The organism is Eikenella halliae (assembly GCF_001648475.1).
GTDB classification, from domain to species: Bacteria; Pseudomonadota; Gammaproteobacteria; order Burkholderiales; family Neisseriaceae; genus Eikenella; species Eikenella halliae.
Map to the genome: position 1 here is coordinate 13,112 of NZ_LXSQ01000011.1, position 24,289 is coordinate 37,400.

23 protein-coding genes are annotated in these 24,289 nt (G+C 56.9%); 13 read left to right on the plus strand and 10 right to left on the minus strand.

Annotation, left to right across the window (positions count from 1 at the left end):
* From A7Q00_RS03880 to rfbD, 8 genes are all read left to right on the plus strand, one after another.
* A complete protein-coding gene (locus A7Q00_RS03880) occupies positions 1-375 on the plus strand; it encodes a hypothetical protein (RefSeq protein WP_082887741.1) in 375 nt (124 codons plus the stop codon).
* Positions 376-454: 79 nt separating this feature from the next.
* Positions 455-1,321 carry a glucose-1-phosphate thymidylyltransferase RfbA gene (rfbA, locus tag A7Q00_RS03885; RefSeq protein WP_064089319.1) on the plus strand — a complete coding sequence of 289 codons (867 nt, stop codon included), beginning with the start codon at positions 455-457 and terminating at the stop codon, positions 1,319-1,321.
* 103 nt (positions 1,322-1,424) lie between these two features.
* The gene (locus A7Q00_RS03890; protein ID WP_064089320.1) at positions 1,425-2,420 is read left to right on the plus strand and encodes a capsular polysaccharide synthesis protein; all 996 of its coding nucleotides are present in this window, start codon (positions 1,425-1,427) and stop codon (positions 2,418-2,420) included.
* Entirely contained in the window at positions 2,417-3,211 is a 795-nt protein-coding gene (locus A7Q00_RS03895) for a glycosyltransferase family 25 protein (protein ID WP_064089321.1), read from the plus strand. The genes A7Q00_RS03890 and A7Q00_RS03895 overlap by 4 nt, the downstream gene beginning before the upstream one ends.
* Positions 3,208-3,351: a hypothetical protein gene (locus A7Q00_RS13365; protein WP_156503726.1), complete on the plus strand. Its 144-nt coding sequence runs from the start codon at positions 3,208-3,210 to the stop codon at positions 3,349-3,351. Before A7Q00_RS03895 ends, A7Q00_RS13365 begins: the two co-directional genes overlap by 4 nt.
* A 106-nt stretch (positions 3,352-3,457) precedes the next feature.
* A complete protein-coding gene (locus tag A7Q00_RS03900) occupies positions 3,458-3,859 on the plus strand; it encodes a hypothetical protein (RefSeq protein ID WP_064089322.1) in 402 nt (133 codons plus the stop codon).
* Positions 3,860-3,928: 69 nt separating this feature from the next.
* A complete protein-coding gene (gene rfbC / locus A7Q00_RS03905) occupies positions 3,929-4,471 on the plus strand; it encodes a dTDP-4-dehydrorhamnose 3,5-epimerase (protein ID WP_064089323.1) in 543 nt (180 codons plus the stop codon).
* Positions 4,472-4,494: 23 nt separating this feature from the next.
* A complete protein-coding gene (rfbD, locus tag A7Q00_RS03910; protein WP_064089324.1) occupies positions 4,495-5,367 on the plus strand; it encodes a dTDP-4-dehydrorhamnose reductase in 873 nt (290 codons plus the stop codon).
* A gap of 479 nt (positions 5,368-5,846) precedes the next feature.
* Here rfbD and A7Q00_RS03915 read toward each other — a convergent pair whose 3' ends face one another.
* From A7Q00_RS03915 to A7Q00_RS03930, 4 genes are all read right to left on the minus strand, one after another.
* Entirely contained in the window at positions 5,847-6,722 is an 876-nt protein-coding gene (locus A7Q00_RS03915) for a prephenate dehydrogenase (RefSeq protein WP_064089325.1), read from the minus strand.
* A 271-nt stretch (positions 6,723-6,993) separates the two neighbouring features.
* Positions 6,994-9,288 carry a 5-methyltetrahydropteroyltriglutamate--homocysteine S-methyltransferase gene (metE, locus tag A7Q00_RS03920; RefSeq protein WP_064089326.1) on the minus strand — a complete coding sequence of 765 codons (2,295 nt, stop codon included), beginning with the start codon at positions 9,286-9,288 and terminating at the stop codon, positions 6,994-6,996.
* 388 nt (positions 9,289-9,676) lie between these two features.
* Positions 9,677-10,198, minus strand: a complete 522-nt coding sequence (locus A7Q00_RS03925; protein WP_064089327.1) for a hypothetical protein — start codon at positions 10,196-10,198, stop codon at positions 9,677-9,679.
* A 213-nt stretch (positions 10,199-10,411) separates the two neighbouring features.
* Positions 10,412-11,017, minus strand: a complete 606-nt coding sequence (locus tag A7Q00_RS03930) for a tetratricopeptide repeat protein (RefSeq protein WP_245637521.1) — start codon at positions 11,015-11,017, stop codon at positions 10,412-10,414.
* Here A7Q00_RS03930 and ligA point away from each other — a divergent pair.
* The 4 genes from ligA to A7Q00_RS03950 all read left to right on the plus strand — a co-directional run bounded on the left by ligA (position 10,995) and on the right by A7Q00_RS03950 (position 16,339).
* Positions 10,995-13,385 carry an NAD-dependent DNA ligase LigA gene (gene ligA / locus A7Q00_RS03935; RefSeq protein ID WP_064089328.1) on the plus strand — a complete coding sequence of 797 codons (2,391 nt, stop codon included), beginning with the start codon at positions 10,995-10,997 and terminating at the stop codon, positions 13,383-13,385. The genes A7Q00_RS03930 and ligA overlap by 23 nt on opposite strands.
* A 144-nt stretch (positions 13,386-13,529) precedes the next feature.
* Positions 13,530-14,183, plus strand: a complete 654-nt coding sequence (gene cmk, locus A7Q00_RS03940) for a (d)CMP kinase (protein WP_245637522.1) — start codon at positions 13,530-13,532, stop codon at positions 14,181-14,183.
* A gap of 164 nt (positions 14,184-14,347) precedes the next feature.
* Complete coding sequence (gene rpsA, locus A7Q00_RS03945) at positions 14,348-16,024, plus strand: 30S ribosomal protein S1 (protein WP_023887868.1); 1,677 nt, start codon at positions 14,348-14,350, stop codon at positions 16,022-16,024.
* A 12-nt stretch (positions 16,025-16,036) separates the two neighbouring features.
* Entirely contained in the window at positions 16,037-16,339 is a 303-nt protein-coding gene (locus tag A7Q00_RS03950; protein ID WP_003824966.1) for an integration host factor subunit beta, read from the plus strand.
* A gap of 78 nt (positions 16,340-16,417) precedes the next feature.
* Here A7Q00_RS03950 and A7Q00_RS03955 read toward each other — a convergent pair whose 3' ends face one another.
* The 4 genes from A7Q00_RS03955 to A7Q00_RS03970 form a co-directional block, all read right to left on the minus strand.
* On the minus strand, positions 16,418-17,071 hold the full coding sequence (locus A7Q00_RS03955) for an IS1595 family transposase (RefSeq protein WP_064089330.1): 654 nt from the start codon (positions 17,069-17,071) through the stop codon (positions 16,418-16,420).
* 288 nt (positions 17,072-17,359) lie between these two features.
* The gene (locus A7Q00_RS03960) at positions 17,360-17,803 is read right to left on the minus strand and encodes a hypothetical protein (protein ID WP_156503727.1); all 444 of its coding nucleotides are present in this window, start codon (positions 17,801-17,803) and stop codon (positions 17,360-17,362) included.
* 305 nt (positions 17,804-18,108) lie between these two features.
* A complete protein-coding gene (locus A7Q00_RS03965; RefSeq protein WP_082887743.1) occupies positions 18,109-20,436 on the minus strand; it encodes a heavy metal translocating P-type ATPase in 2,328 nt (775 codons plus the stop codon).
* Between the two features lie 99 nt (positions 20,437-20,535).
* The gene (locus A7Q00_RS03970; RefSeq protein ID WP_003674677.1) at positions 20,536-20,745 is read right to left on the minus strand and encodes a heavy-metal-associated domain-containing protein; all 210 of its coding nucleotides are present in this window, start codon (positions 20,743-20,745) and stop codon (positions 20,536-20,538) included.
* Between the two features lie 147 nt (positions 20,746-20,892).
* On the opposite strand from A7Q00_RS03970, the gene cueR reads away from it, so the two are divergent.
* Positions 20,893-21,285 carry a Cu(I)-responsive transcriptional regulator gene (cueR, locus tag A7Q00_RS03975; RefSeq protein WP_064089332.1) on the plus strand — a complete coding sequence of 131 codons (393 nt, stop codon included), beginning with the start codon at positions 20,893-20,895 and terminating at the stop codon, positions 21,283-21,285.
* 149 nt (positions 21,286-21,434) lie between these two features.
* Here the strand turns inward: cueR and A7Q00_RS03980 are convergent, their stop codons facing one another.
* Positions 21,435-23,081, minus strand: a complete 1,647-nt coding sequence (locus A7Q00_RS03980) for an SEL1-like repeat protein (protein ID WP_064089333.1) — start codon at positions 23,079-23,081, stop codon at positions 21,435-21,437.
* Positions 23,082-23,317: 236 nt separating this feature from the next.
* On the minus strand, positions 23,318-24,205 hold the full coding sequence (gene hslO, locus A7Q00_RS03985) for an Hsp33 family molecular chaperone HslO (RefSeq protein ID WP_064089334.1): 888 nt from the start codon (positions 24,203-24,205) through the stop codon (positions 23,318-23,320).
* Positions 24,206-24,289: the final 84 nt, after the last annotated feature.

Below are 24,289 nucleotides of genomic sequence, written 5' to 3' on the forward strand. Positions count from 1 at the left end.
ATGAACATCCGCCACACCGCACTACTCGGCTTCCTTGCCCTCGGCCTTGCCCTCTCCGGCAGCGTGGAAGCCAAAACCCGCCCCCACCGCGCACCCGCCGCCACTCAGCAGCAGCAACGTGCTGACGGCAGCAGCCAAGAGCGCGCCGTAGTTATCCACGAAAACGACACCCCGCGCGGCATTGCCGCCGAAAACCGCTGGATTGCCCAAAACATGCCCGGCTACCGCAAAGTCGGCCAAGCCCTGGTTCAAGGGCAAAACGGCATCTACGACCGCATCAGCGTAGTCGGCCCGAACGGCGAGCGCAAAGAAGTATTCTTTGAAATCAGCGAATTCTTCGGCCGCTACAACGGCAAACTGCTGGGCGCGGAATAAACACCTAGCAACTCGCAACAGGCTACCTGAAAACGCTTTACCGCTTTCAGGTAGCCTTCTGCAAAGGAGAAATGAAGGAATGAAAGGCATCATCCTTGCCGGCGGTTCCGGCACACGGCTCTACCCCATCACACGCGGCGTATCCAAACAGCTTCTGCCCGTATACGACAAACCGATGATTTATTACCCCCTATCGGTGTTAATGCTGGCCGGCATCCGCGACATCCTCATCATCACCACCCCCGAAGACAACGCCGCCTTCCGCCGCCTGCTCGGCAACGGCAGCGACTTCGGCATCCGCCTGCAATACGCCGTACAACCCAGCCCGGACGGCCTTGCCCAAGCCTTCATCATCGGCGAAGAATTTATTGGCAGCGACAACGTCTGCCTCGTATTGGGCGACAACATCTTCTACGGCCAATCCTTCACCCAAACCCTGCAGCAAGCCGCCGCCCAAACCCACGGCGCCACCGTATTCGCCTACCAAGTGAAAGACCCCGAACGCTTCGGCGTGGTCGAATTCGACCCGCACCTCAAAGCCCTATCTATCGAAGAAAAACCCAAACAACCCAAATCCAACTGGGCGGTAACCGGCCTCTATTTCTACGACAAACGCGTAGTCAAATTCGCCAAACAAATCAAGCCTTCCGCACGCGGCGAGCTCGAGATCTCCGACCTCAACCAACTCTATCTCGAAGACGGCAGCCTTTCCGTACAACTGCTCGGCCGCGGCTTCGCCTGGCTCGACACCGGCACACATGAAAGCCTGCACGAAGCCGCCGCCTTCGTGCGCACCATCCAAAACGTGCAAGCCCTTCAGGTAGCCTGCCTCGAAGAAATCGCCTGGCGCAACGGCTGGCTTTCCAATGAGCAATTGGCCGATTTAGCCAAACCCATGGCCAAAAACCAATACGGCCAATACCTGCTGCGGCTGCTCAAAAAATAGTTCAGGCTACCTGAAAACCCAGTAAACCCCGTCACAGCCATCTACCATTCCAATAGTGTAAAATAGCCCGTACCGTTTTCAGGTAGCCTAGGAACATCAGCCCATGCCGTTTCCCGCCGATCATTTCGCCTCCACCGCCACCCCGCTGCTGCGTCTCAACCAAAGGCCGTGGAAAATCTTCTACCGCGGTCTCATCCCCAAACCCCTGCGCAATACAATCAACGCATACGCCAGCCGGAAACAGATGTATCACACTGCCGAATTATGGCGACCTTTCCTGCAAGCCTACTTCCAAGGACAGCTGCCCCGTTTTAATTTTCAAGCCAAGCAAGATTTGCGCGGGCAAAAAATCATCTGGCAATACTGGGGACAAGGCCTGGAACCAGAGCAACTGCCAGAAATGGTGCGCCTGTGTTTCCGCTCAGTTGAACAAAATCTCGGCGACTACCAACTTATTCGGCTAGACGACCAAACTCTGCACAATTATTTGGATCTGCCCGATTTCGTTCAAGCCAAACGCCAACATCCAGCATTCAAACCCGCTTTTTTTGCCGATCTGTTGCGTTTGGCATTATTGGATATTTACGGCGGCGTTTGGCTGGATGCCTCTATACTGCTCACTGCCCCACTCCCAAAAGAATGGGCGCAAATAGATTTCTTTATGTACCAACGCTCTCCAAAAGCTGCCCATCAGGACTTTTGGCAGAGCTTCAACGCCGATGTATTCAATTGGTCGCCCGATCATCCAGTTCAGGTAAACAACTGCATTATCGCCGCCCGACCCAGCAACTTACTGATTCACACCTGCCTCGATGTGATGTTGAATTTTTGGCAAACCCAAAACCACATACCGCACTACTTCTTCTTTCAAATCATGTTCAATGAACTGGTGCGGAACCATCTGCAAGGCCAAGCCGGCGAACCCGTAGACGACACCCTGCCTCATCTGCTCCTGGCCAAATTAGAACAACCCTACAACGCCGAAGCTTTTGCCGAAATCACTGCACAAACCCCAGTGCACAAACTCGACCGCCGTTTAAGCTTCCAACCCGGCACCTTCGGCGCACACTTGAAACAACTCTTTGATCCCACGTCATGATTCCAACTTACATTATCTCCCTTGCCAACCAGCAAGACCGGCGCGAACACATGCAGCAGGAATGTGCGCGGGTGGGCATTGAAGCTACATTTATCGATGCCGTGGATATGCGCCAAGCCAGTCAATCCGATATCGAACGTCTCTCATCCCGGCTACTACATAAAAAAACCAAAAAACAACGCTGGCTTACCCAAGGCGAATTAGGCTGTGCCCTCAGCCATCATCAGGTTTATGCCCACATTGTCCGCCAACAGCACCCCTACGCCCTGATTTTGGAAGACGATGCCGAATTTATCCGCAATCCTCAGCCCTTATTGAATGAAGGCTACCTGAAAGCCCTATCCGCCCAATATCCGTTCGACATCCTGATATTAGGTTACGTCAAAACCCTGCCACACCAACTCCCCTACTACTACCGTCGCATCCCCATCAAGCATCGTGCCAAAATGAATACAGACGGCCACGCTATCTATTTTGGCACCCCATGGGAGCAATACGGCTGCGGCACCGTTGCCTACATCATCAGCCGTGAAGGCGCGGAAAAATTGTGCCGGGCAACACAAACCCCTTGTGCCACGGCCGATGACTGGCTCTACTTCGAACAACACCACGGCCTACGCATCTTGCACAGCCGCCCCGCCTTCGTACTCGAAGCGCTAGAAAAATTCGACAGTACCATCCGCCAAGAAAAAGCAGGCTTCCTCCAGCCGAAAACCAGCAGCGTTATCATCCGCAGCATCAAAGGCTACCTGAAACATATCGGCATGAACTACCTAGGTATGAAATCATGACCAAGCTCCACACCCTCCTCATTCTCCTGCTCGCTGCCCCATTCGCCCGAGCTGGCATCGGAAATGAACCCATCAGCTTCTACAGCAACACCCAAATGCTGGGCCACCTCAACCCCAGGAACTATATCGGATCAAAATAAGAATGAGGCCAGGCAGCAAGCCGCAGACAATATACACATACGGCAAAGCCAACCAACGCAGTAGCATTTTTATTTCAATTCACCATAACCCAGGCTACCTGAAACCATGCCCTCCAACACCAACCACGTCTGCTTCCACTGCCGCACCGCCGTGCGCCGCGCCAAAACCCACGGCCAAGCCGTGCCCTGCCCCGAATGCGGCCGCCCCTGCACCCGCCTCAGCTACAAGCTCGCCATCCCGCCCAAACACCAACCCAAAGCCTGGCAGGCGCTGCAAAATAAAATTCAGGCCTACCACGCCGGCCAAGCCGCCTATGCCGACCAAATGCAGCAACGCAACAAAGCCGAGCTGCAACAGCGCATCGCCCGGATCAAGCAGCAAGCCAAACAGCCCGGCTGCGGCAGCAAAGAACACGAACACCTCAGCCGCCAGCTGGCCGAAGCCCGGCAGAAGCTCGGGCAAATCCAACGGCAACAATACATCAGCCACACCCTGGAGCATTCGTAAACCCGTTTTCAGGTAGCCCCAAAGCAAGCACAGGCTACCTGAAACCCTTTTCCCAACCCAACGCCTATTATGAACATCCTCCCCACTGCCATTCCCGACGTCAAACTCCTCCAGCCCCAAGTCCACGGCGACGAACGCGGCTTCTTTATGGAAACCTTCCGCGACAACTGGTTTCGCGAACACATCGCCCCGCGCACCTTCGTGCAGGAAAACCACTCCAAATCCGGCCAAGGCGTCTTGCGCGGCCTGCACTACCAAACCGAAAACACCCAAGGCAAACTCGTGCGCGTGATTGCTGGCGAAGTGTTCGATGTGGCTGTCGACCTGCGCCGCAATTCCCCCACCTTCGGCCAATGGGCCGGCGCCATCCTCTCCACCGAAAACAAACACCAGCTCTGGGTGCCCGAAGGCTTCGCCCACGGCTTCTATGTATTGAGTGAAGAAGCCGAATTCGTTTACAAATGCACCGACTACTACAACCCCAAAGCCGAACATTCCCTGCTGTGGAACGACCCTGCAGTCGGCATCGAATGGCCGCTGCAAGGCGAACCCAAACTCTCACCCAAAGACCTCGCCGGCAAACTGCTGAATCAAGCCGTATTATTTGATTAACCATCCCCATTTCAGGTAGCCCCATGAAACTCCTCATCACCGGCCACCACGGCCAAGTTGGCCAAGCCCTCATCCAGCAGGCCGCCGCCCACAATTTTCAGGTAGCCGCTTACGACCGCAGCGGTCTCGACATCGCCGACCGTGCCGCCGTATTGCAAGCCGTCGAGCGCGAACAGCCCGCCGTGATCATCAATGCCGCCGCCTACACCGCCGTAGACAAAGCCGAAAGCGAACCGGCCGCCGCCTATGCCGCCAACGCCGAAGGCGCCGAAAACCTCGCCCACGCCGCCCACGCCACAGGCGCCGCCATCCTGCATATTTCCACCGACTACGTTTTCAACGGCCGCACCGAGCGCCCCTACCGCGAAACCGATGCCCCCGACCCCCAAACCATATACGGCCAAAGCAAGCTGGCCGGCGAACAAGCCGTGCAGGCCGCCTGCCCGCGCCACATCATCCTGCGCACCGCCTGGGTATTCGGCGAACACGGCCACAACTTCGTGAAAACCATGCTCCGCCTCGGCCGCGAACGCGACAGCCTCGGCATCGTGGCCGACCAAAGCGGCGCCCCCACCTATGCCGGCCACATCGCCGCCGCCCTGCTGCACATCGCCGGGCGCACCCAAACCGAAAACTGCCCCTACGGCCTCTACCACTTTTCAGGTAGCCCCTACACCACTTGGCACGGCTTTGCCGCCGAAATCTTCCGCTGCGCCGCCGAACAAGGCGTTCTGCCCCACGCGCCCGAACTGCGCGCCATCACCACCGCCGACTACCCCACCCCCGCCCGCCGCCCCGCCGACTCCCGCCTCGATTGCAGCAAAATCCACCGCGCCTTCGGCCTCGCCCCCAGCGATTGGCAAAGCGCATTGGGTAATCTGGCCGACTATCTCTAGGGTCTGTTGACAGCCCTAGCCACACAAACTTTCAGGTAGCCTCCTCCCCCCGCAGGCTACCTGAAATCGTTTAGCACACTCATACATTGACGCTGATACGCCTTTCCCAATCATCAAAAACTTTCAAGTAGCCCCAAAGGCTACCTGAAAGCACAGCTTCAACGAAGTTAAAACGACACAAGGTTGGGCTAGCCGCAGGCATAACCCAACCAATAAAGTGAACCGTTGGCTTTCCCAACCCAAGCTACGCGCTGGGCGGCTGTAGGGTGTGTGCCGCAGGCACGCACGCCGCTGTTTGTGGGTTGAATAACGCGTGCGTGTGTTCCGCACACACCCTACACACCCCGCAAGGGAAGGCTACCTGAAAAGCCGTAGGTCGGACTCAAAAACACAACCTACTTCTGCTTCAACGAAGTTTAACCACCGTTGCCACTCATCCAAAAACTTTCAGGTAGCCCCAAAAGGCTACCTGAAATTCCCTACCCCTTTCCCTTTTCCCACTTCCGCCGCGCCGTGCTCGCCTCGGCAAACATTTCCCACAAGCCCGCTCCGTCTTCCTGCGCCAAACATTTGCGCAGCCGCGCCAGCTGTTGCTGTTGCCCGTCCAATAAAGCCAGCAGATTTTCGCGGTTGGCCAGCGCAATGTCCGTCCACATCGCTGGTTCGCTGGCTGCCAGGCGGGAAAAGTCGCGGAAACCGCTGCCCGCCAGCCGCAGCCATTCTTCACTCTCCGCCGCAATCGCCACCTGCCTCATATAGGCATAGGCCAAGAGCTGCGGCAGGTGCGATACCGCCGCAAACGCCGCATCGTGCGCCTCGGCATCCATGTGTTCCACCCGCGCGCCCACTGCCTGCCACAATGCTTCCACCCGCGCCAGTGCCGCCGCATCCTGCCCTTCGTGCGGGCAAATAATCAGCCGTTTGCCGGTAAACAACCCGGCCTGTGCCGCCGCCGCGCCCGAACGTTCCGTGCCTGCAATCGGGTGTGCCGCCACACAGCGTGGCCATGCAGCGGGCAAATACTGCGCAAACGCCGCCAGCGCCGACTGTTTGGTGCTGCCCACATCGCTTACCGCACACCCCGCAGGCAAGAGCGGCGCCAATTCCGCACAAATCCGCCCCAGCGCGCCCACCGGCGCAGCCAGCAGCACCAAATCCGTATCGGCCGATAAGGCTTGCCCAAGCGAAGCAACACCCTCATCCACCACGCCCAAATCCAGCGCCTGTTGCAGATTGGCCGCATCCGTATCCACGCCCGCCACGCAATCCGCCAGCCCCAGCCGCTTCACATCCAAAGCCAGTGAGCCGCCAATCAGGCCAACCCCAACCACCACCATCCGCCGCAGCACAGCCATTGTTTGTCCTTTTCCAATTCACTCATCACAGGCAAATATTCTAGCCGCAAAGCCCGCCCGGCAATAGGGCAGTTTCCTACCGCCGCATACCAAAGGCTACCAGAAAGCGCAGCTTCAACGAAGTTTCCGAAGAAAGCCGAGTTGCCGCAAAGCTAAAGCATAGCTTTGGCGAAGTCCAAACAGCGCTAAAGGCTACCTGAAACCCACACACCAGCAAAAAGGCTACCTGAAAGTTTCAGGTAGCCTTTGCTCATTCCAACTGCCTCAGCGTTTAGCGGGTAACGTTTTTATCCGCCAATTCCTTACGCAGTTTCTTAGTAACCGCCATCATCACTTCAAGCTGTTCCAAGGTTTCTTTCCAGCCGCGGGTTTTCAGGCCGCAGTCGGGGTTCACCCACAGGCGCTCTACCGGCACCACTTCCATCGCTTTGCGCAGCAGGCGTTCCACTTCGGCTTCGGTGGGCACGCGCGGGCTGTGGATGTCGTACACTCCGGGGCCGATGTCGTTCGGGTATTTGAAATCGCCGAACGCGGTGAGCAATTCCATGTCGGAACGTGAAGTTTCAATGGTAATCACGTCTGCATCCATACTGGCGATGGCGGGCAGGATGTCGTTGAACTCGGAGTAGCACATATGGGTGTGGATTTGGGTGCTGTCTTCCGCGCCGGTGCTGGACAGGCGGAAGGATTCGCAGGCCCAGGCCAGGAATTCGTCCCACTGCGCTTTTTTCAGCGGCATGGCTTCGCGGATGGCGGGCTCGTCAATTTGGATGACTTTGATGCCGGCTTTTTCCAAGTCCAATACTTCGTCGTTCAGTGCCAACGCGATTTGTTTGGCCACTTCGCCCAACGGGATGTCGTCGCGGACGAAAGACCATTTGAACATGGTTACCGGGCCGGTGAGCATGCCTTTCATCGGGCGTTTGGTGAGACTTTGCGCGTAGGTGGACCAATAAACGGTCATCGGATTGGGGCGGGATACATCGCCGAAAATAATCGGCGGTTTCACGCAGCGGCTGCCGTAGCTCTGCACCCAGCCGAACTGGCTGAAGCAGTAGCCGGCCAGCTGTTCGCCGAAGTATTCCACCATGTCGTTGCGCTCGGCTTCGCCGTGTACGGGCACGTCCAGCTCCAATTTCTCTTGGATTTCCACGCAGTAGGCGATTTCTTTCTTCATCGCGGCATCGTAGTCGGCAGCGGAGAGCTCGCCTTTCTTGAACGCGGCGCGCGCTTGGCGGATTTCAGTGGTTTGCGGGAAGGAGCCGATGGTGGTGGTGGGCAGCACGGGCAGCTTCATCCATTCCTGCTGTGCCTTAATGCGCTGGGCAAACGGCGATTTGCGTTGGTCGGCGCCTTTGGGCAGGTCGGCCACGCGTTTTTGCACGGCTGCGTTGTGGATTTTCTTGTTGGTGGCGCGGTCGGCGGCTGCGGCATCGGATTCGGCCAAGGCAGCCTGAACGGCGGCTTTGCCGTGTGCCAGCGCTTGTTTTACCACGCCCAGCTCCACCAGTTTCTGCGCGGCAAAGGCCATCCAAGATTTGATTTCGCCGTCCAGTTTTTCTTCCACGGCCAAGTCTTGCGGGCTGTGCAGCAGCGAGCAGGAGGGGGCAATCCACAAGTTGTTGCCGAATTTGGCTTTCACGGGCTCGAGCGTGTCGATGACCTTGTTCAGGTTGGCGCGCCACACGTTGCGGCCGTCAATCAGGCCCACAGAAAGCACGCGGTTGTCCGGCCAGCCGTCGGCAAACACGGAGAGCTGCTCCGGTGCGCGCACGCAGTCGATGTGCACGCCGTGTACGGGCAGGGATTTCAGCAGGTTCAGGTGTTCGGCCACGGAGGCGAAATAAGTGCCGATGACGATGCGCACGCCGGTGTTGGCCAGTTCCTGATACACGGGGGCGAATGCGTCCAGCCACACCTGCGGGGCTTCGGCGGCCAAAATCGGCTCGTCAATCTGAATCCAATCCACGCCTTCGGCAGCCAGCTCGCGCAAAAGTTGCGCATAAGCAGGCAGCAGCTTGGGCAGCAGCAGTTTGGTTACGCGGCAGCCGAAATCTTCTTTTTTCTTGCCCAACCAAGCCAGCGTAACCGGGCCCACCAGCGTGGGCTTGATGTCGTGGCCTTGCGCTTTGGCTTCTTTGATTTGGGCAATCAGGTTTTTGGCGTTTACCTTAAATTCGGTGTCGGCCGACCATTCGGGCACGATGAAGTGGTAGTTGGTGTCGAACCATTTGGTCATTTCCATCGCAAACTGGGTGGCGTTGCCGCGTGCCAGCTGGAAGTATTCCGGCAGGGTCAGCTTGGCCGCATCAAAGCCGAAACGGGAGGGGATGCCGCCCAGCGTGCAGAGTAAATCCAGCACATGGTCGTAAAACGAAAAATCGCCCACCGGCAGCAAATCGGCACCGGCGGCTTTTTGAGTAGCCCAGTTCGCACGGCGGATATCGGCCGCTACCTGCTGCAATTCGGCTTCGGATTTCGCGCCTTTCCAAAAGGCTTCAACGGCAAATTTCAGCTCGCGCTTCGCGCCGATGCGCGGATAGCCGGAGAGGTGGAATGTGTTCATAAAAACTCCTTCAATGGTTTGCAAAACGGGAAATATTTAGGAAATAAGTAAAATTTCTCAGGGGGCGAGTTTGCGGCAGGACGAGGCAAGTTGCAAGCGATAAATTTGCTGCTTTGTATGAATGAAATTAATGCAATCGGCAAAGCCAGCCCGAACTAATTCTATTTAATTTTAAGAAAAATATTATTTTTCAAAATATTGAATAAAATTCCAATATTCTACGTTCTTCTCTCCTTTCCACCTCACCCCTTCTTTATAAATAAATTTTTAATGGATAGAAGAAAAAAGTCTAAGCCGGATTGGTTCAGCCAACCTTACCGCGTTACGGCAAAAAGGCTACCTGAAAGCGCAGCTTCAACGAAGTTATAAACATAGCCGCACTCAGCTTTCAAAGCCATTTCGGCCACAGTTCACGGCTTTTCGGGTTGGCAAAAAACGGCTGCAACAGGCGTTGCAACTGCGGCAGGTAGGGGGTGGCGGCAGGGTCGTGGCAAATGGCAGCGCGGTAATACAGGGCAAAGATTTCAGCCTGCTGCTCCATATTGAGGCGGTTGAAGTGCGGTACGGTGTCGAGCATGGGCAGGCGGTAGGCGCGGTTTTTCAGGTAGCCCAAACGCAAAGCCTGCAAACTGCCGCCAAGCCACACGGGAAAGCCGTTTTGGTGCTGCCAAACATGCGTCAGCTCGTGTACCAGCCAGGCGCGTTCGATCAAGGGGCGCTGGGCGAAATCGGGGCAGAACCGGTTGGCGGGGAAGTAAACATGGCCGAAGGGGGCAACGGCGATATTGCGGGTAGGCAGCCACCACGCGCCGCCGTGCAGGCGGATGCGTTCATAGCGCAACCCGCTGCCAAACACGCTGCGGGCGAGCTTGGTTTCGGCGGGGGTGAGCGGGCGGGAACGTGGGGGCATGGGTGGTTTATCAATCCATAGGGTAAGAGGCTACCTGAAAATTGTTAGCCTTTTGGAAACAATAGCTTATAGTTTAACTAGCAGCAACTCGGCTTGCTTCACTTTGTTACAGCCTCGGCCTACTCCGCAGAAACTCAGCTTCTTGCGGAAGCCTTGTTTTAACCTCATTGAAGCTGTGCTTTCAGGTAGCCTTAAATGGCAAAACAACGCAGCTCAATGTTTACGGCTGTAGTTTTCGATGTCCTCGCACACAGTGGCGAGGAAGTCGAGGTATTTCGGGTCTTCGCCCGCCCACATTTCCTCTTCGCCCAGCGCGTAGGCGCGGATGAGTTCGTCGGCGGCGCGCTCGAAGTTGCCCAACTCAAATTGCGCCTGGCCGAGCCGCAAATGCAAAAAGGGGTTGCCGATGGCATCTGGGCAGTGCATGGCGTGACTGAGGGCTTCGCGGGCGGCTTCGTGGCTGCCGCGCAAAAATTCGGTGTCGCCCACCGCAGCCAGTATCCAAGTGGCGGCTTCCCATTCGGTTTGCGGCTCGGGCAGCAAATCCCATGCCTGCCAAAAACGTTCGATGGCTTCGGCATAGCGCTCCGCATCGGCCAGCTCGTCGCCTTGTTCGCACAGCGCGGGATTTGCTCGTAGATATGGTCGTTCAGTTCGGCCATGGCAGGCTCCTTCTTTAGAGATGCCGCGTATTATACAGGCTACCTGAAAGCCTTTATTCCTTCCTTTCAGGTAGCCTCTTCCCCTTGGGCGCGTGATAATATGCGCCGTCTTTTTGTTCACACCACCCGCCACCATGTCCACCCCCCAACAACGCATCCGCACCCTTGTGCAAACGCTCAACCGCTACGCCCGCGAATACTACACTTTGGACGCGCCCAGCGTGCCCGATGCCGAATACGACCGGCTCTACCGCGAGCTGGAAGCCCTGGAAGCCGAATATCCGCAGTTCAGGCTGCCCGAAAGCCCCACACAGCGGGTGGGCGGCGCGGTGCTGGACGGCTTTGAAACCGTGGTGCACGCCGTGCCGATGTTGTCGCTGAATAACGCGTTTTCGCCGCGCAACGACGAAACGGGCGCGTTCGACCACGCCGAATTTTTGGCGTTTGACGAGCGCGTGTGCAAAGAATTGGGCGTGTCGCAGGTGGAATACGCCGCCGAACCGAAGTTTGACGGACTGGCCGTCAGCCTGTTGTATCAAAACGGGATTTTGGTGCAGGCGGCCACGCGCGGCGACGGCACCACGGGCGAAAACGTGACCGAAAACATCAAAACCGTGCGCAATATCCCGTTGAAGCTGCACGGCGAAAAGCAGCCTGCACTGTTGGAAGTGCGCGGCGAAGTGCTGATGCTCAAAGCCGATTTTGCCGCGCTGAACCAACGCCAGCTCGAAGCCGGCCAAAAGCCCTTCGCCAACCCGCGCAACGCCGCCGCAGGCAGCCTGCGCCAGCTCGATTCCAAAATCACCGCGCAGCGCAAACTGCATTTCTTCGCCTACGGCATCGCCCAACTTTCGGGCGCGGAAAGGCTACCTGAAAGCCACATGGAAGAGCTCGCGCTGCTGCACGAACTCGGCTTTTCGCTGCCCGAAGGCTATTTCGGCGCGTACACCGGCGCGGCGGCCGTGTTGCGCGAATACGAACGGCTGGCCGAGCACCGCCCCCGCCTGCCGTATGAAATCGACGGCATGGTGGTCAAAGTGAACTCGTTGGCCGAGCAGCAACAACTCGGCTTCGTGTCGCGCGCGCCGCGTTGGGCGATTGCGCACAAATTCCCCGCCGAAGAAGCGCTCACCACCGTGGAAGCGATTGACGTGCAGGTCGGCCGCACCGGCGCAATCACCCCCGTGGCGCGGCTCGCGCCCGTGTTCGTAGGCGGCGTAACCGTGACCAACGCCACGCTGCACAACCAAGACGAAGTGGCGCGCAAAGACGTGCGCGTGGGCGACACCGTGGTCGTGCGCCGCGCAGGCGACGTGATTCCCGAAGTGGTGCGCGTGCTGTTGGAACGCCGCCCGATGGTTGAAAAGCAGCCTGCACTCGGCGGCGACTTATTTTTGCTTCGCAGAAACTCGCAAAGCTCGTTTTCAGGTAGCCTCGAACCGCTGCACGAACCGTTCAGGCTGCCTGAAACCTGCCCCGTATGCGGCAGCGCCGTCGAACGCGAAGCAGGCGAAGCCGTCGCCCGCTGCACCGGCGGCATGCTCTGCCAAGCCCAGCGCGCACAAGGGCTCATCCACTTCGCCAGCCGCAAAGCCATGGACATCGCCGGGCTGGGCGACAAGCAAATCGAAGCACTCGTCGCTGCCGACGTATTGCACAGCTTTGCCGATATTTATCAATTAGATATCGCCAAACTGCAAACCATCAAAGACAGCAAATCCGCCGCCACCAAATGGGCGCAGAACATCTTGGACAGCATCGCCCAAAGCCGCACCCCGCCGTTCGCCCGCTTCCTGTTCGCCCTCGGCATCCGCCACGTCGGCGAAAGCACCGCCAAACAGCTGGCAGCCGCGTTCGGCAACCTCGACACCGTGCGCCGCGCCCCCGAACCCATCCTCGCCTGCCTGCCCGACATCGGCAGCATCGTCGCCCACGCCATCGCCCACTATTTCAGGCAGCCTGCACAGCAAAAAATGCTGGACGACCTATTGCAGCACGTCACCCCCCAAGCTGCCGCCCCGTCGCCCCAAACCCGCGCCCACGCCGCCCCCGAACAATGGCTGCAACGCCTGCCCGGCATCAAACTCAGCGAAAAACGCGCCGCCGAACTCTGGCAGCTCGCAGGCAGCCTGCACGCCCTGCAAACCGACCAAGCCCTGCCGCAAGAATGGCAAGACTGGCGCAGGCAGCCTGCACACGCCACCTTGCTGCAAGACATCATCGCCTTCACCGAAGCGCTGCCTGAAAACAGCGCAGGCGACGTTTCAGGCAGCCTGCACCCCGAAAACAGCTCCATCGCCGGCAAAACCTTCGTCCTGACCGGCACCCTGCCCACCCTGAAACGCGACCAAGCCGCCGCCCTCATCGAAGCCGCCGGCGGCAAAGTGAGCGGCAGTGTATCCAAAAAAACCGATTTCGTAGTGGCGGGCGAAGCCGCAGGCAGCAAACTGGAAAAGGCACAGGCGCTGGGCGTGACCGTGTTGAGTGAAGAAGAGTTGCTGGGGATGCTGGGGGGAGCGGATTAAAATGCTACCTAAAAACCTGTTTCCTACCATTTAGCCCTCCCATTTTTCAGGTAGCCTTTTCTGCCCACACCGCCCCTATCTGCGCCATCCCTGCCCCGCTCATCGGCAATCTCGGGTAAGATGGCGCTTTTTTCGGAGACAGCTATGCCGCAAAAAGTAATCGCAATCGACGGGCCGAGCGCATCGGGGAAAGGCACGGTGGCGCAGCGGGTGGCGAATGCCTTGGGCTGGCGTTATCTGGATTCGGGTGCGCTCTACCGCATCACCGCGCTCTATGCGCGCAACCGCCAAATCGCTTGGGATAACGAAGCTGCGGTGGCCGCGCTGGCGCAGGCTTTGCCGGTGGAGTTTGTCGAGGGCGCGGTGCTGTTGGACGGGGAGGATGTTTCCGCCGCCATCCGCAGCGAGGAAATCGGCATGGGGGCATCACGGGTGGCGGCGCTGCCGACGGTGCGCACGGCTTTGTTGCAGCGGCAGCGCGCGTTTCTAACCGAACAGGGGCTGGTGGCCGACGGGCGCGATATGGGCTCGGTGGTATTCCCCGATGCCGTGCTCAAGGTTTTCCTCACTGCTTCGCCGCAAGTGCGTGCCGAACGCCGCGCCAAACAAATCGGCGTACCGCTTGCAGGCGCGGGTTTCGAGCGCATCTTGGCCGATATCGAAGCACGCGACGAAGCCGACCGCAACCGCGCCGTTGCGCCGCTGCAAAAGCTACCTGAAGCCCATCTGCTCGACACTTCGGCGCTGACGATTGAAGAATCGGTAAAAAAAGTGCTTGATTGGTATCGGGAAAAATAAAGTTACTGTATAATGCCGCGTTTTCGGCGCATCCGTTCCGCTTGGGCGCGGCTGTGTTGTATAAACAATTGATTTAACTCACGCCTGCCATGCCAAGGGTGGCAGGCTTCTATCAACTCCAACCCTCCGCACTCCTTGGCCGTGCGTGGAAAAGACAAAACCTTATGGAAAATTTTGCCCAGTTACTGGAAGAATACTCAGCCGTACAAGAAATGAATCAGGGCGAGGTGATTACCGCCGAAGTGGTGGCGATTACCGACAAACACGTTATCGTGAACGCCGGCCTGAAATCCGAATCCCTGATTGATTTGAACGAATTCAAAAACGCCCAAGGCGAACTGGAAGTTAAAGTCGGCGATTTCGTTACCGTAACCATCGAATCCGTAGAAAACGGCTTCGGCGAAACCAAACTCTCCCGCGAAAAAGCCAAACGCGCTGCCGATTGGCTGGCTTTGGAAGAAGCCATGGAAAGCGGCGAGATCCTCTCCGGCGTGATCAACGGCAAGGTCAAAGGCGGCCTCACCGTGATGATCAACAGCATCCGCGCTTTCCTGCCGGGCTCTCTGGTAGACGTGCGCCCGGTGAAAGACACTTCTCACTTTGAAGGCAAAGAAGTTGAATTCAAAGTGATCAAACTGGATCGCAAACGCAACAACGTAGTGGTATCCCGCCGCGCCGTGCTGGAAGAAACCCTGGGCGAAGAGCGCCAGGCCCTGCTGGAAACCCTGCAGGAAGGCACCGTGGTGAAAGGTATCGTGAAGAACATCACCGACTACGGCGCATTCGTGGACTTGGGCGGTATCGACGGTCTGCTGCACATCACCGATTTGGCATGGCGCCGCGTGAAACACCCCAGCGAAGTGCTGGAAGTGGGCCAGGAAGTAGAAGCCAAAGTATTGAAATTCGACCAAGACCGCAGCCGCGTATCTTTGGGCATGAAACAGCTGGGCGAAGACCCCTGGAGCGGCCTCGCCCGCCGTTACCCCGCCCGCACCCGCCTGTTCGGCAAGGTAACCAACCTGACCGACTACGGCGCATTCGTTGAAATCGAACAGGGCATCGAAGGCTTGGTACACGTTTCCGAAATGGACTGGACCAACAAAAACGTTCACCCGAGCAAAGTGGTTCAGCTGGGCGACGAAGTAGAAGTGATGATTCTGGACATCGACGAAGACCGCCGCCGCATCAGCCTGGGCATGAAACAATGCCAGGCCAATCCGTGGGAAGAATTTGCCGCCAACTTCAACAAAGGCGACAAACTCACCGGCGCGGTTAAATCCATCACCGATTTCGGTATTTTCGTTGGCCTGCCCGGCAACATCGACGGCCTGGTACACCTCTCCGACCTCTCTTGGAGCGAAAGCGGCGAAGAAGCCGTACGCAAATACAAAAAAGGCGAAGACGTGGAAGCCGTTGTATTGTCTATCGATGTAGAGAAAGAACGCATCAGCTTGGGCATCAAACAGCTCGAAGGCGACCCCTTCGGCAGCTACATCAGCATCAACGACAAAGGCGCTTTGGTGAAAGGCACCGTGAAATCTGTTGAAGCCAAAGGCGCCGAAGTGCAGCTGGCCGACGAAGTAGTGGCCTACCTGCCCGCTTCCGAGTTCGACAGCGAGCGCGTGGAAGACTTAACCACCAAGCTCAAAGAAGGCGACGAAGTGGAAGCCGTCATCGTTACCGTAGACCGCAAAAACCGCAATATCAAGCTGTCGGTAAAAGCCCGCACGGCCAAAGAAAACCGCGAAGCGCTCAACACCGTGAACGCAGCGGCCAGCCATGCCGGCACCACCAGCCTGGGCGATTTGCTCAAGGCCAAGCTGGGCGGCGAAAACGAATAAGGATAGCGCAAAATGACCAAATCAGAGTTGATGGCCCATCTGGCCGAGAAGTATCTGGCTCAAGGGCATTCCCGCCTGGCTGTTAAGGATGTGGAGCAAAGCGTGAAGGTTTTGGTGGATGCCATGACCCGTGCGCTGGCTCGTGGTCAGCGTATCGAGATTCGCGGGTTCGGCAGCTTCGACCTGAACCACCGTCCGGCACGCATCGGCCGCAATCCGAAAACCGGCGAAAAAGTGAACGTGCCCGAAAAATACGTGCCGCACTTCAAAGCTGGTAAGGAATTGCGCGAACGCGTAGACCAAGCCGCCAAGTAAGATTGGCATTCAGCCGAATAAAAGGCTACCTGAAAATTTCAGGTAGCCTTTTATTTTAGGGGCTGACGTAGATTAGCCCTAAATTCCACACCAATCCCGCAGGATTTTAAGCTGTTGAGACGGTGTGCCGAAGTTAAATCGAAACTCACATTCTTTCAAGAACAGCGGGAAAGATTTGCGGTCGATTCCGTTGTATTTCCGTAAGACGCGTTTTGCCTGATTCCAAAAATTCTCAATGCCGTTGATATGGTTCTGGCGGTCTGCAAATTCCTTGGAATGGTTGATGCGGTGATGGATAAAACCGCTCACGTCCAACTTGTCGTAGCTGCTCAGGCTATCCGTGTAAACAATGCTGTCCGGCATGATTTTCTGTTTGATAACAGGCATCAAAGTATCAGACTTGGCATTATCTACGACAACGGTATAGACCCGTCCGTTGCGTTTCAGAATGCCGAAGACAACCACTTTTCCTGCCGCACCGCGACCGCGTCTACCCTTGCGGTGTCCCCCGAAATAACTTTCGTCCAACTCGACAGGCCCCTCGAAAACCTCATCGGCAGCCAAGGCTAGATAATGGCTGATAACCATGCGGATTTTACGGTAAAACAGAATAGCGGAGTTGGGCTGAATGCCCAAAATATCGGCAGCGGAACGGGCGGTAACTTGGAGTACGAAAAATTCAAGCAGTTTATTTTGAATTCTCTTACTTAATTTACAATTAGTTATCTTCATTTCCGTAGCCTAGCATAGCTGCTAATCTACGTCAGCCCCTTATTTTATCCAACCGTTCCCGCAATGGCGTTATGTATGCACCTCGGTTGTTTAGATATAGCAGCCGAATCCACTTTCAAAACCATTCGGCAAGCCTCAGGCAATACAATCAGTACGGTAAAATGCGCATACCGTCATGCTTAGTTTAATCCGCCATATCTGTCCCATGCCTATCAGCCCCGGGGCTTTGAAAAGCCGCCCGTGCCTTTAAGGCACTTCGGGGAAGAAAGGCGGATGGAAGAATCCGGCCTATGACTGCTCCGCCACCTTGCATACCACGCGGGCAGCTACTTTCGATACACCTTGTAGGCGGTTAAACGGAATGCGCGCGCCTTGCGCATTGGTGTGGCGCGCCACTTCGCGCACGGTTTTTTCTGCACACTGCACCGAATAAACCTTGCTGCCGGCAGATCTGGTGTTGCGCACATATTCCGCCAGCGTTCTGCCCGGAACGACTACAAAGGCCGGAGAATTTTGGAGCACGCTCAACAAATGGATAGAGGCAATTTTGCCCTCGTGAGCGCCGCCATCCACAAAAATAAAGGTTTCCGATATATCTTGGGCGGGCGTGCCGTAGGTTTGATAGCCGTCAACCACATCCAGCGGTTTGAAATCGGCAAAACTCGGGTCTTTGGCCAAAGCTGCCGAAGCGGATACGGCCAATGCGGTAAGCAACAAGGTTTTTTTCATCATTTTTCCTTCAAGATAACGCCGCCTCGTCGGCAAAGGTGGTGCGGCACATGACGCATGGTTTCAGGTAGCCTGCAGCGGGCAGGCCGCCCAGGTAGTAAACACCGCCATTCTACACAGCCGCCTGAAGCCAGCCAATTTCCCGCATACCGGCAGGCCGGGCATGGCTGCCGCAGCGGGCAAAATAAGCGCAGGCGGTATTTATCTGCAATCCCGCCTACCTTTGCCTTACCCTTCTTTAATCTTCCGTATAACGTTAGAGGCCGCTTGAAAACCAAGGGGAATGTTTTCAAGCGGCCTCTAAATTCTCACTCAATCTTCACCCGTTTCAACCTCAAGGCATTGCCCAACACCGACACCGAACTTGCCGCCATTGCCGCACCTGCGATGACAGGGTTTAAGAAACCGAGTGCGGCGAGCGGGATGCCCAAGATATTGTAGAAGAAGGCGAAAAACAGGTTTTGCTTGATGTTTTTCAAAGTCGCCTGCGACACCAGCAGGGCATCGGCGAGCTGGTTGACCGAATGCTGCATCAGCGTGGCAGATGCGGTGTGTTCGGCAACGTCTGCGCCGCCTTTCATGGCGAAGCTGACGTTGGCGGCGGCGAGGGCGGGTGCGTCGTTGATGCCGTCGCCGACCATCGCCACGGTTTTGCCGGCGGTTTTGAGTTTCTGCACTTCGGCGGCTTTGTCGCGCGGACTCATGTTGCCGAAGGCGTGTGCGATACCCAGTTGTTTGGCGACGTATTCGACCGTGCCTTGGTTGTCGCCGCTCATGATGTAAACGTCGATGCCGTGTTTTTTCAGACGGCCTATGGCTTCGGTGGTGTCGGCTTTCAATGCGTCGGCAAGTGCGAATGCACCGATGGGCTTGCCGTTGGCGGAAACGGCGACGATGCTTGCGATGCGCCAGACGTCGTCTGAAAGGTTTTCAGGTAGCCCTAGGGCAGGCTGACGGTTTGAAATTTCGTCCCTTTCACGTCCTAAACCGCCGTCTGCCGCGTTGAAAATACTCGCAAGGTGTCCAACCTTGCTGCGTTTTTCGCCTTGCATCCGGTGGTTTATGCCGCGAAATGAACTTGAAATCAAACCATCATCCTGCCCTAATTCGGCAAAATCAAGTTTACCCGCTTTCACCAAACCCACGCCTTCAACTTCGGCGGCAATGCCTGCGCCGACGACGGTTTGCGCGTTTTGTGCGGCGGGAATGTCCAAACCGCGCGCTTGGGCGGCGGAGACGATGGCACGGGCGAGCGGGTGGGCGGCGTTTTGTTCGACGGCAGCGGCAATGCGGTACAAATCGTCTTCGTCAAAGCCGCTGTCGGGAACGTAATAGACGGCGGCAACCTGTGGTCTGCCTTCGGTCAGCGTGCCGGTTTTGTCCAACACGACGGCATCGACGTGGGCGGCTTCTTCCATCGCCGCCGCGTCTTTGAACCAAATGCCGTGTTTCACCGCCTTGCCCATGCCGACCATAATCCCGGCGGGTGTCGCCAGACCGAGTGCGCACGGGCAGGCAATTACCAAAACGGCAACGGCGTGCATCAGTGCAATCGTCCAATCGCCTTTCACCAGCCAAGTGGCGATAAAAGTCAAAAGCGCGATGCCCACGACGGTAGGCACGAATACCGCCGCCACTTTATCCGCCACGCGCGCAATCGGCGCCTTGCTGCCTTGCGCTTCAGACAGCGCGTTCATCATGTCGCCGAGCAGGGTTTGGCTGCCGAGCTGCGTAGCGCGATACACCACGCTGCCTTCGGTCATCAGCGCGCCCGCCAACACTTTGCCGCCCGCCTTTTTCTCTTCGGGATTGGATTCGCCGGTGAGATGGCTCTCATCCGCCCAGCCGCTGCCGCTTTCGATAATGCCGTCGGCGGCGATGCGTTCGCCGTGGTTGGCGCGGATCAGGTCGCCAATTTGCACTTGATCGATGGGCAGTTGTTTCCATTCGCCATCGCGTTGCACGTTGACTTGAGTCGGCGTGAGTTTCAGCAGCAGACCCAAGCTGTTCAGGCTGGATTTTTTGGTGCGGTGTTCCAAAAATTTGCCCAGAGACACAAAACCGATCACCGTCACGCCCGCTTCAAAATACACATGCGCCATGCCGTGCGCCGCGTGCGGGCTGAAAAACAGCATATAAGCGGAATACAGGTAAATCGACACCGTGCCAATGGTAACGAGCACGTCCATATTCGCCAGCCCGCCTTTAATACTCGCCCACGCGCTTTTGTAAAACGGGATTGCCAGCCAAAGCTGCACCACACTCGCCAATGCGAACTGCCACAACGGCGGAATCATCCAATCGTTTCTGCCGATCATCATCCCCGCCATGCCGATAAGGAACGGGACGTTGATGGCGAACAGCAGCCACAGCCGCCAGCTTACATGCGCGGTTTCTTCGGGTTGCGGCAGCGCGTCTTCCGTTTTTTCTTTTGCACCGTAACCGGTTTTCTCGATGATTTTGGCGATGTCGGCGGCGGAGGTTTGGCTGTCGTCAAACACCACCTGCGCCTCCTCGCTGGCGAAGTTCACCCCCGCCGATTCGACAAAGTCTTTTTTGTTCAACACTTTTTCAATGCGCGAAGCACATGCCTGACAGGTCATGCCTTCGATTTGGAAACGGACTTTTTGTTGCATGGTTTCTTCCTTCTGAATGTGGTTGGGCTACCTGAAAAAAGCGGAGCAGGGTTTTCAGGTAGCCTTTGGGGTGTTGCAGTCGATTTGTTGCGATTCGATTTACAAAGCCGCATCAAAGCCGCCGTCTTCCACCGCTTCTATCAGCGCGGCGGGGTTGGTTTGGGCGGGGTCGAATTCCACGACGGCGTTCTTGTTTTCCAGGCTCACTTCGGCCTTGTCCACGCCGTTTACGCCTTCGAGGATGCTGGTAACGCTTTTCACGCAGCCGCCGCAGGTCATGCCTTCGATGTTTAATGTGATGGTTTGCATAGGGTTTCCTTTCTGTTGGAATGAGGCTGAAGTTTTAAGGCCCGTTACCGCTAAAACTTTCAGGTAGCCTGAAATGATGGGTCTGCTCTTGCTTTCCCGCTAAGTGTCGCCACTATAAAGCTTCACCCGAAGTAAAGGTCAAGCATCATGATGAACATCAGCCAAGCCGCGGCCGAGAGCGGCCTTTCCGCCAAACAAATCCGCGACTACGAAAAGCACGGCCTGCTCGCCCCGGCCGCGCGCAGCGAAGCGGGCTACCGCCGCTACGGCCAGGCCGACCTTGCCCGGCTGCGCTTTATCCGCCATGCGCGGGAAGTGGGTTTTTCGCTGCCGCAGATCGGGCAGCTTTTGAGCCTGCAACACAATCCGCAGCGCACCAGCCGCGAAGTGAAAACGCTCACTGCGCAACACATCGCCGAGCTGGAAGCCAAAATCGAACACCTGCAGGGCATGGTGGCCGAGCTGCAACGCTGGCACGACGCCTGCGCAGGAAACGACTGCCCCGATTGCGCGATTTTGGCCGGGCTGGAGGAGCATTAGGCGGCGGGGGCAGAAGGGGAAAAGGCTACCTGAAAACTTGAGCTTCAACGAAGCGGAAAGTTTCAGGTAGCCTTTTCAGCGTTTGAGGCTACCTGAAAAATATAGCGCACGTTTTTCAGGTAGCCTTTCGGGCATGGGCAGCCTGCCCGTTATCTCAGTTGCCGCAATTTGGCTTTAGCCCCCGTATGCCCCAACCCGGCGGCATAGTAATACATGGTGCGTGCCTCGGTAATATCTCTTGGTATGCCTAGCCGACCCTGCTCATAAATTGTGCCGAGCGTATAGTAGGCCTTGGCCGCGCTTTCTATGGGTGCTGTGGCGGTAGCCTGTTCATACAGGGCTTTGGCACGGGCATAGTCGCGCTCTACCCCCCAGCCTTTCTCGTATAGCATGCCGAGATTGATTTGGGCAATGACATCACCTTGTGCTGCGGCTTTTTCAAACCAAGAGCGTGCTTGGGCGTAGTCCCGTTTCACACCCCGGCCTTTTTCGTACAGCATACCGAGATTGCTTTGGGCTCGGGCATTGCCTTGTGTGACGGCTTTTTCGTACCAAGCACGGGCTCGGGCAAAATCTTGCTTCACACCATTGCCGCTTTCGTACATCATGCCGAGATTGGTTTGGGCAACGGCATTGCCTTGCGCCGCGGCTTTTTCGTACCAAGTACGCGCACGGGCATAATCCCGCTTCACGCCCCAACCGTTCTCATACAGCACGCCGAGATTGTTTTGGGCACTGGCACTGTCTTGTTCAGCAGATTTGGCTAACCAAGCGTGTGCCTGGGTATAGTCCTGCTTCACGTCCCTGCCGTTTTCATATATCAAGCCAAGGTTATTTTGAGCTTCGGCATGGCCTTGTGCAGCGGCTTTTTCATACCAGGCACGGGCTTGGGTATCGTCTTGCTTCACACCCCAACCCTTTTCATACAGCACGCCGAGATTATGTTGGGCATAGGCATTATCTTGTGCGGCAGCTTTTGCGAACCAAGCGTGTGCCCGGGTATAGTCCTGCTTCACACCCAAACCGTTTACATACAGCACGCCGAGATTGACTTGGGCATCGGCATAGTTTTGTGCAGCAGCTTTTTCATACCAGGCAAGTGCTTGAGCATAGTCCTGCTTCACGCCCCGCCCCTCTTCATACAGCAAACCGAGACTGGTTTGGGCTCGGGCAAGGCCTTGGGCAGCGGCTTTTTCGTACCAAGCGCGGGCTTGATCGAAGTCCTGCTTTACACCATTGCCGCTTTCATACAATTCGCCAAGATTGGTTTGAGCTCGGGTATGGCCTTGCACGGCGGCTTTTTCATACCAGGCGCGGGCTTGGACATAGTCCTGCTTTCCACCACTGCCGTTTTCATGCAACAAACCCAGATTGTTTTGTGCATCGGCATTACCTTGGGCCGCGGCCTTTTCGTACCAGGCACGGGCTTGGGCATAGTCCTGCTTCACACCTAAGCCTTGTTCGTACACCCAGCCGAGACTGGCTTGGGCTCGGGCGTAGTTTTGAGCGGCAGATTTCTGATACCAATCCATTGCCTTAGCATAGTCTTGCTTTACCCCCAAGCCTTGTTCATATAGCCGGCCGAGTTCGTTTTGTGCGGCGGCGTGCCCTTGTTCGGCGGCTTGGCTGAAAAAACGGAAAGCAGTTGCGTGGTCTTGCCGCTTGAGGGCGGCGATGCCCTCTTGGTAGGCAGCTTCGGTGGTGGTAGGTGTATGGCTTTGTCGGTAATACACGCCGCCGCCAATCAGGGCGGCAGCGGCAATGGCTGAGGCAAGCAGGTATTTGGCCTTGGGCATGGGAATTTCCGGCTGGTGCTGTTTTAAAAAGCGGTATTATAGCCAAAGGGCGGTATGGTTCCGTTGGTTTCTCGGCAAAATAAAGAGGAGCAGCAATACCCGGGCACTTGCCGTTTCAGACCATGCGACCAAACAAGAAATTCGGGTTGGGCAATCCGCCGCCCAAAGTAAAGGCTACCTGAAAACCGAAAGCCGGTTTTTCAGGTAGCCTTCATGCTGATTCAAGCAACGCCGCTTTATTGCAGCTGCTGCCCGGTCATGGCTTCGATTTCCATGCCGAACAGGGCTTGCACGTCGGTGTCGTCGAACACGTATTTTTCGCCGCAGAAATCGCAGTCGATGGCGATGCTGCCTTGTTCGGCCACGATGTTGCCCACTTCCTGCCCGCCCAAAAGCAGCAGCATATCGCTTACTTTGCCGCGCGAGCAGGTGCAGGCGAATTCGATTTGTTCGGGCTCGAATACGCGCGGCGGGGTTTCGTGGAATAGGCGGTAGAGCAGGTGTTGGGCATCGAGTTTGATCAATTCCTGCGGGGTAACGGTGTCGGCCAAGGTGGTGTAGTGCGCCCAGGCGTCGGCGTCGATTTGTTGTTCGGGCAGCCTTTGCAGCAGCAGGCCGCCGGCGGCGTGTTCGGAAGCGGCGAGGCTGATGTGGGTGTCGAGCTGCTCGGAGCGGCGCATATAGGCGCTGAGCATTTCGGCGATGTTGCTGCCTTCGAGCGGCACGATGCCTTGCCAGGGTTCGCCTTCGTTGGGCTGGAGGGTGATGCCGAATACGGCGTTTTCGCCGAGCAGCTCGATCAGGCTGCGGCCGTCGTCTAAGTTGGTTTGTTCGTTCCAGCGGGCGGTGGCGCGGCAGCTGTGGTTGGAATCGGTTTCGGCCACGAGCATTTTGAGGTCGCCCTGCCCTTGGATTTGCAATATGAGCTTGCCGGGCAGTTTGAGGTTGCTGGAAAGCAAAACGCCGGCAGCCAGCAGCTCGCCCAGTGCGCTGCGGATGGCGGCGGGGTAGGGTTTGCGCTGTACGATGTGCTGCCACACGCTTTGCAGCTGAACATGCAGGCCGCGCACGGGCTGGTCGTCGAAAATAAAGCGGGTGCGCAGATTGGCGGATTGGGTGGTCATGATTGTTGTCCTTGTTGTTATCTTGATTGGGCTGCTATATGGTTTCCAAGAGCGGATATTCAAGTTTCAGGTAGCCTGAAATCG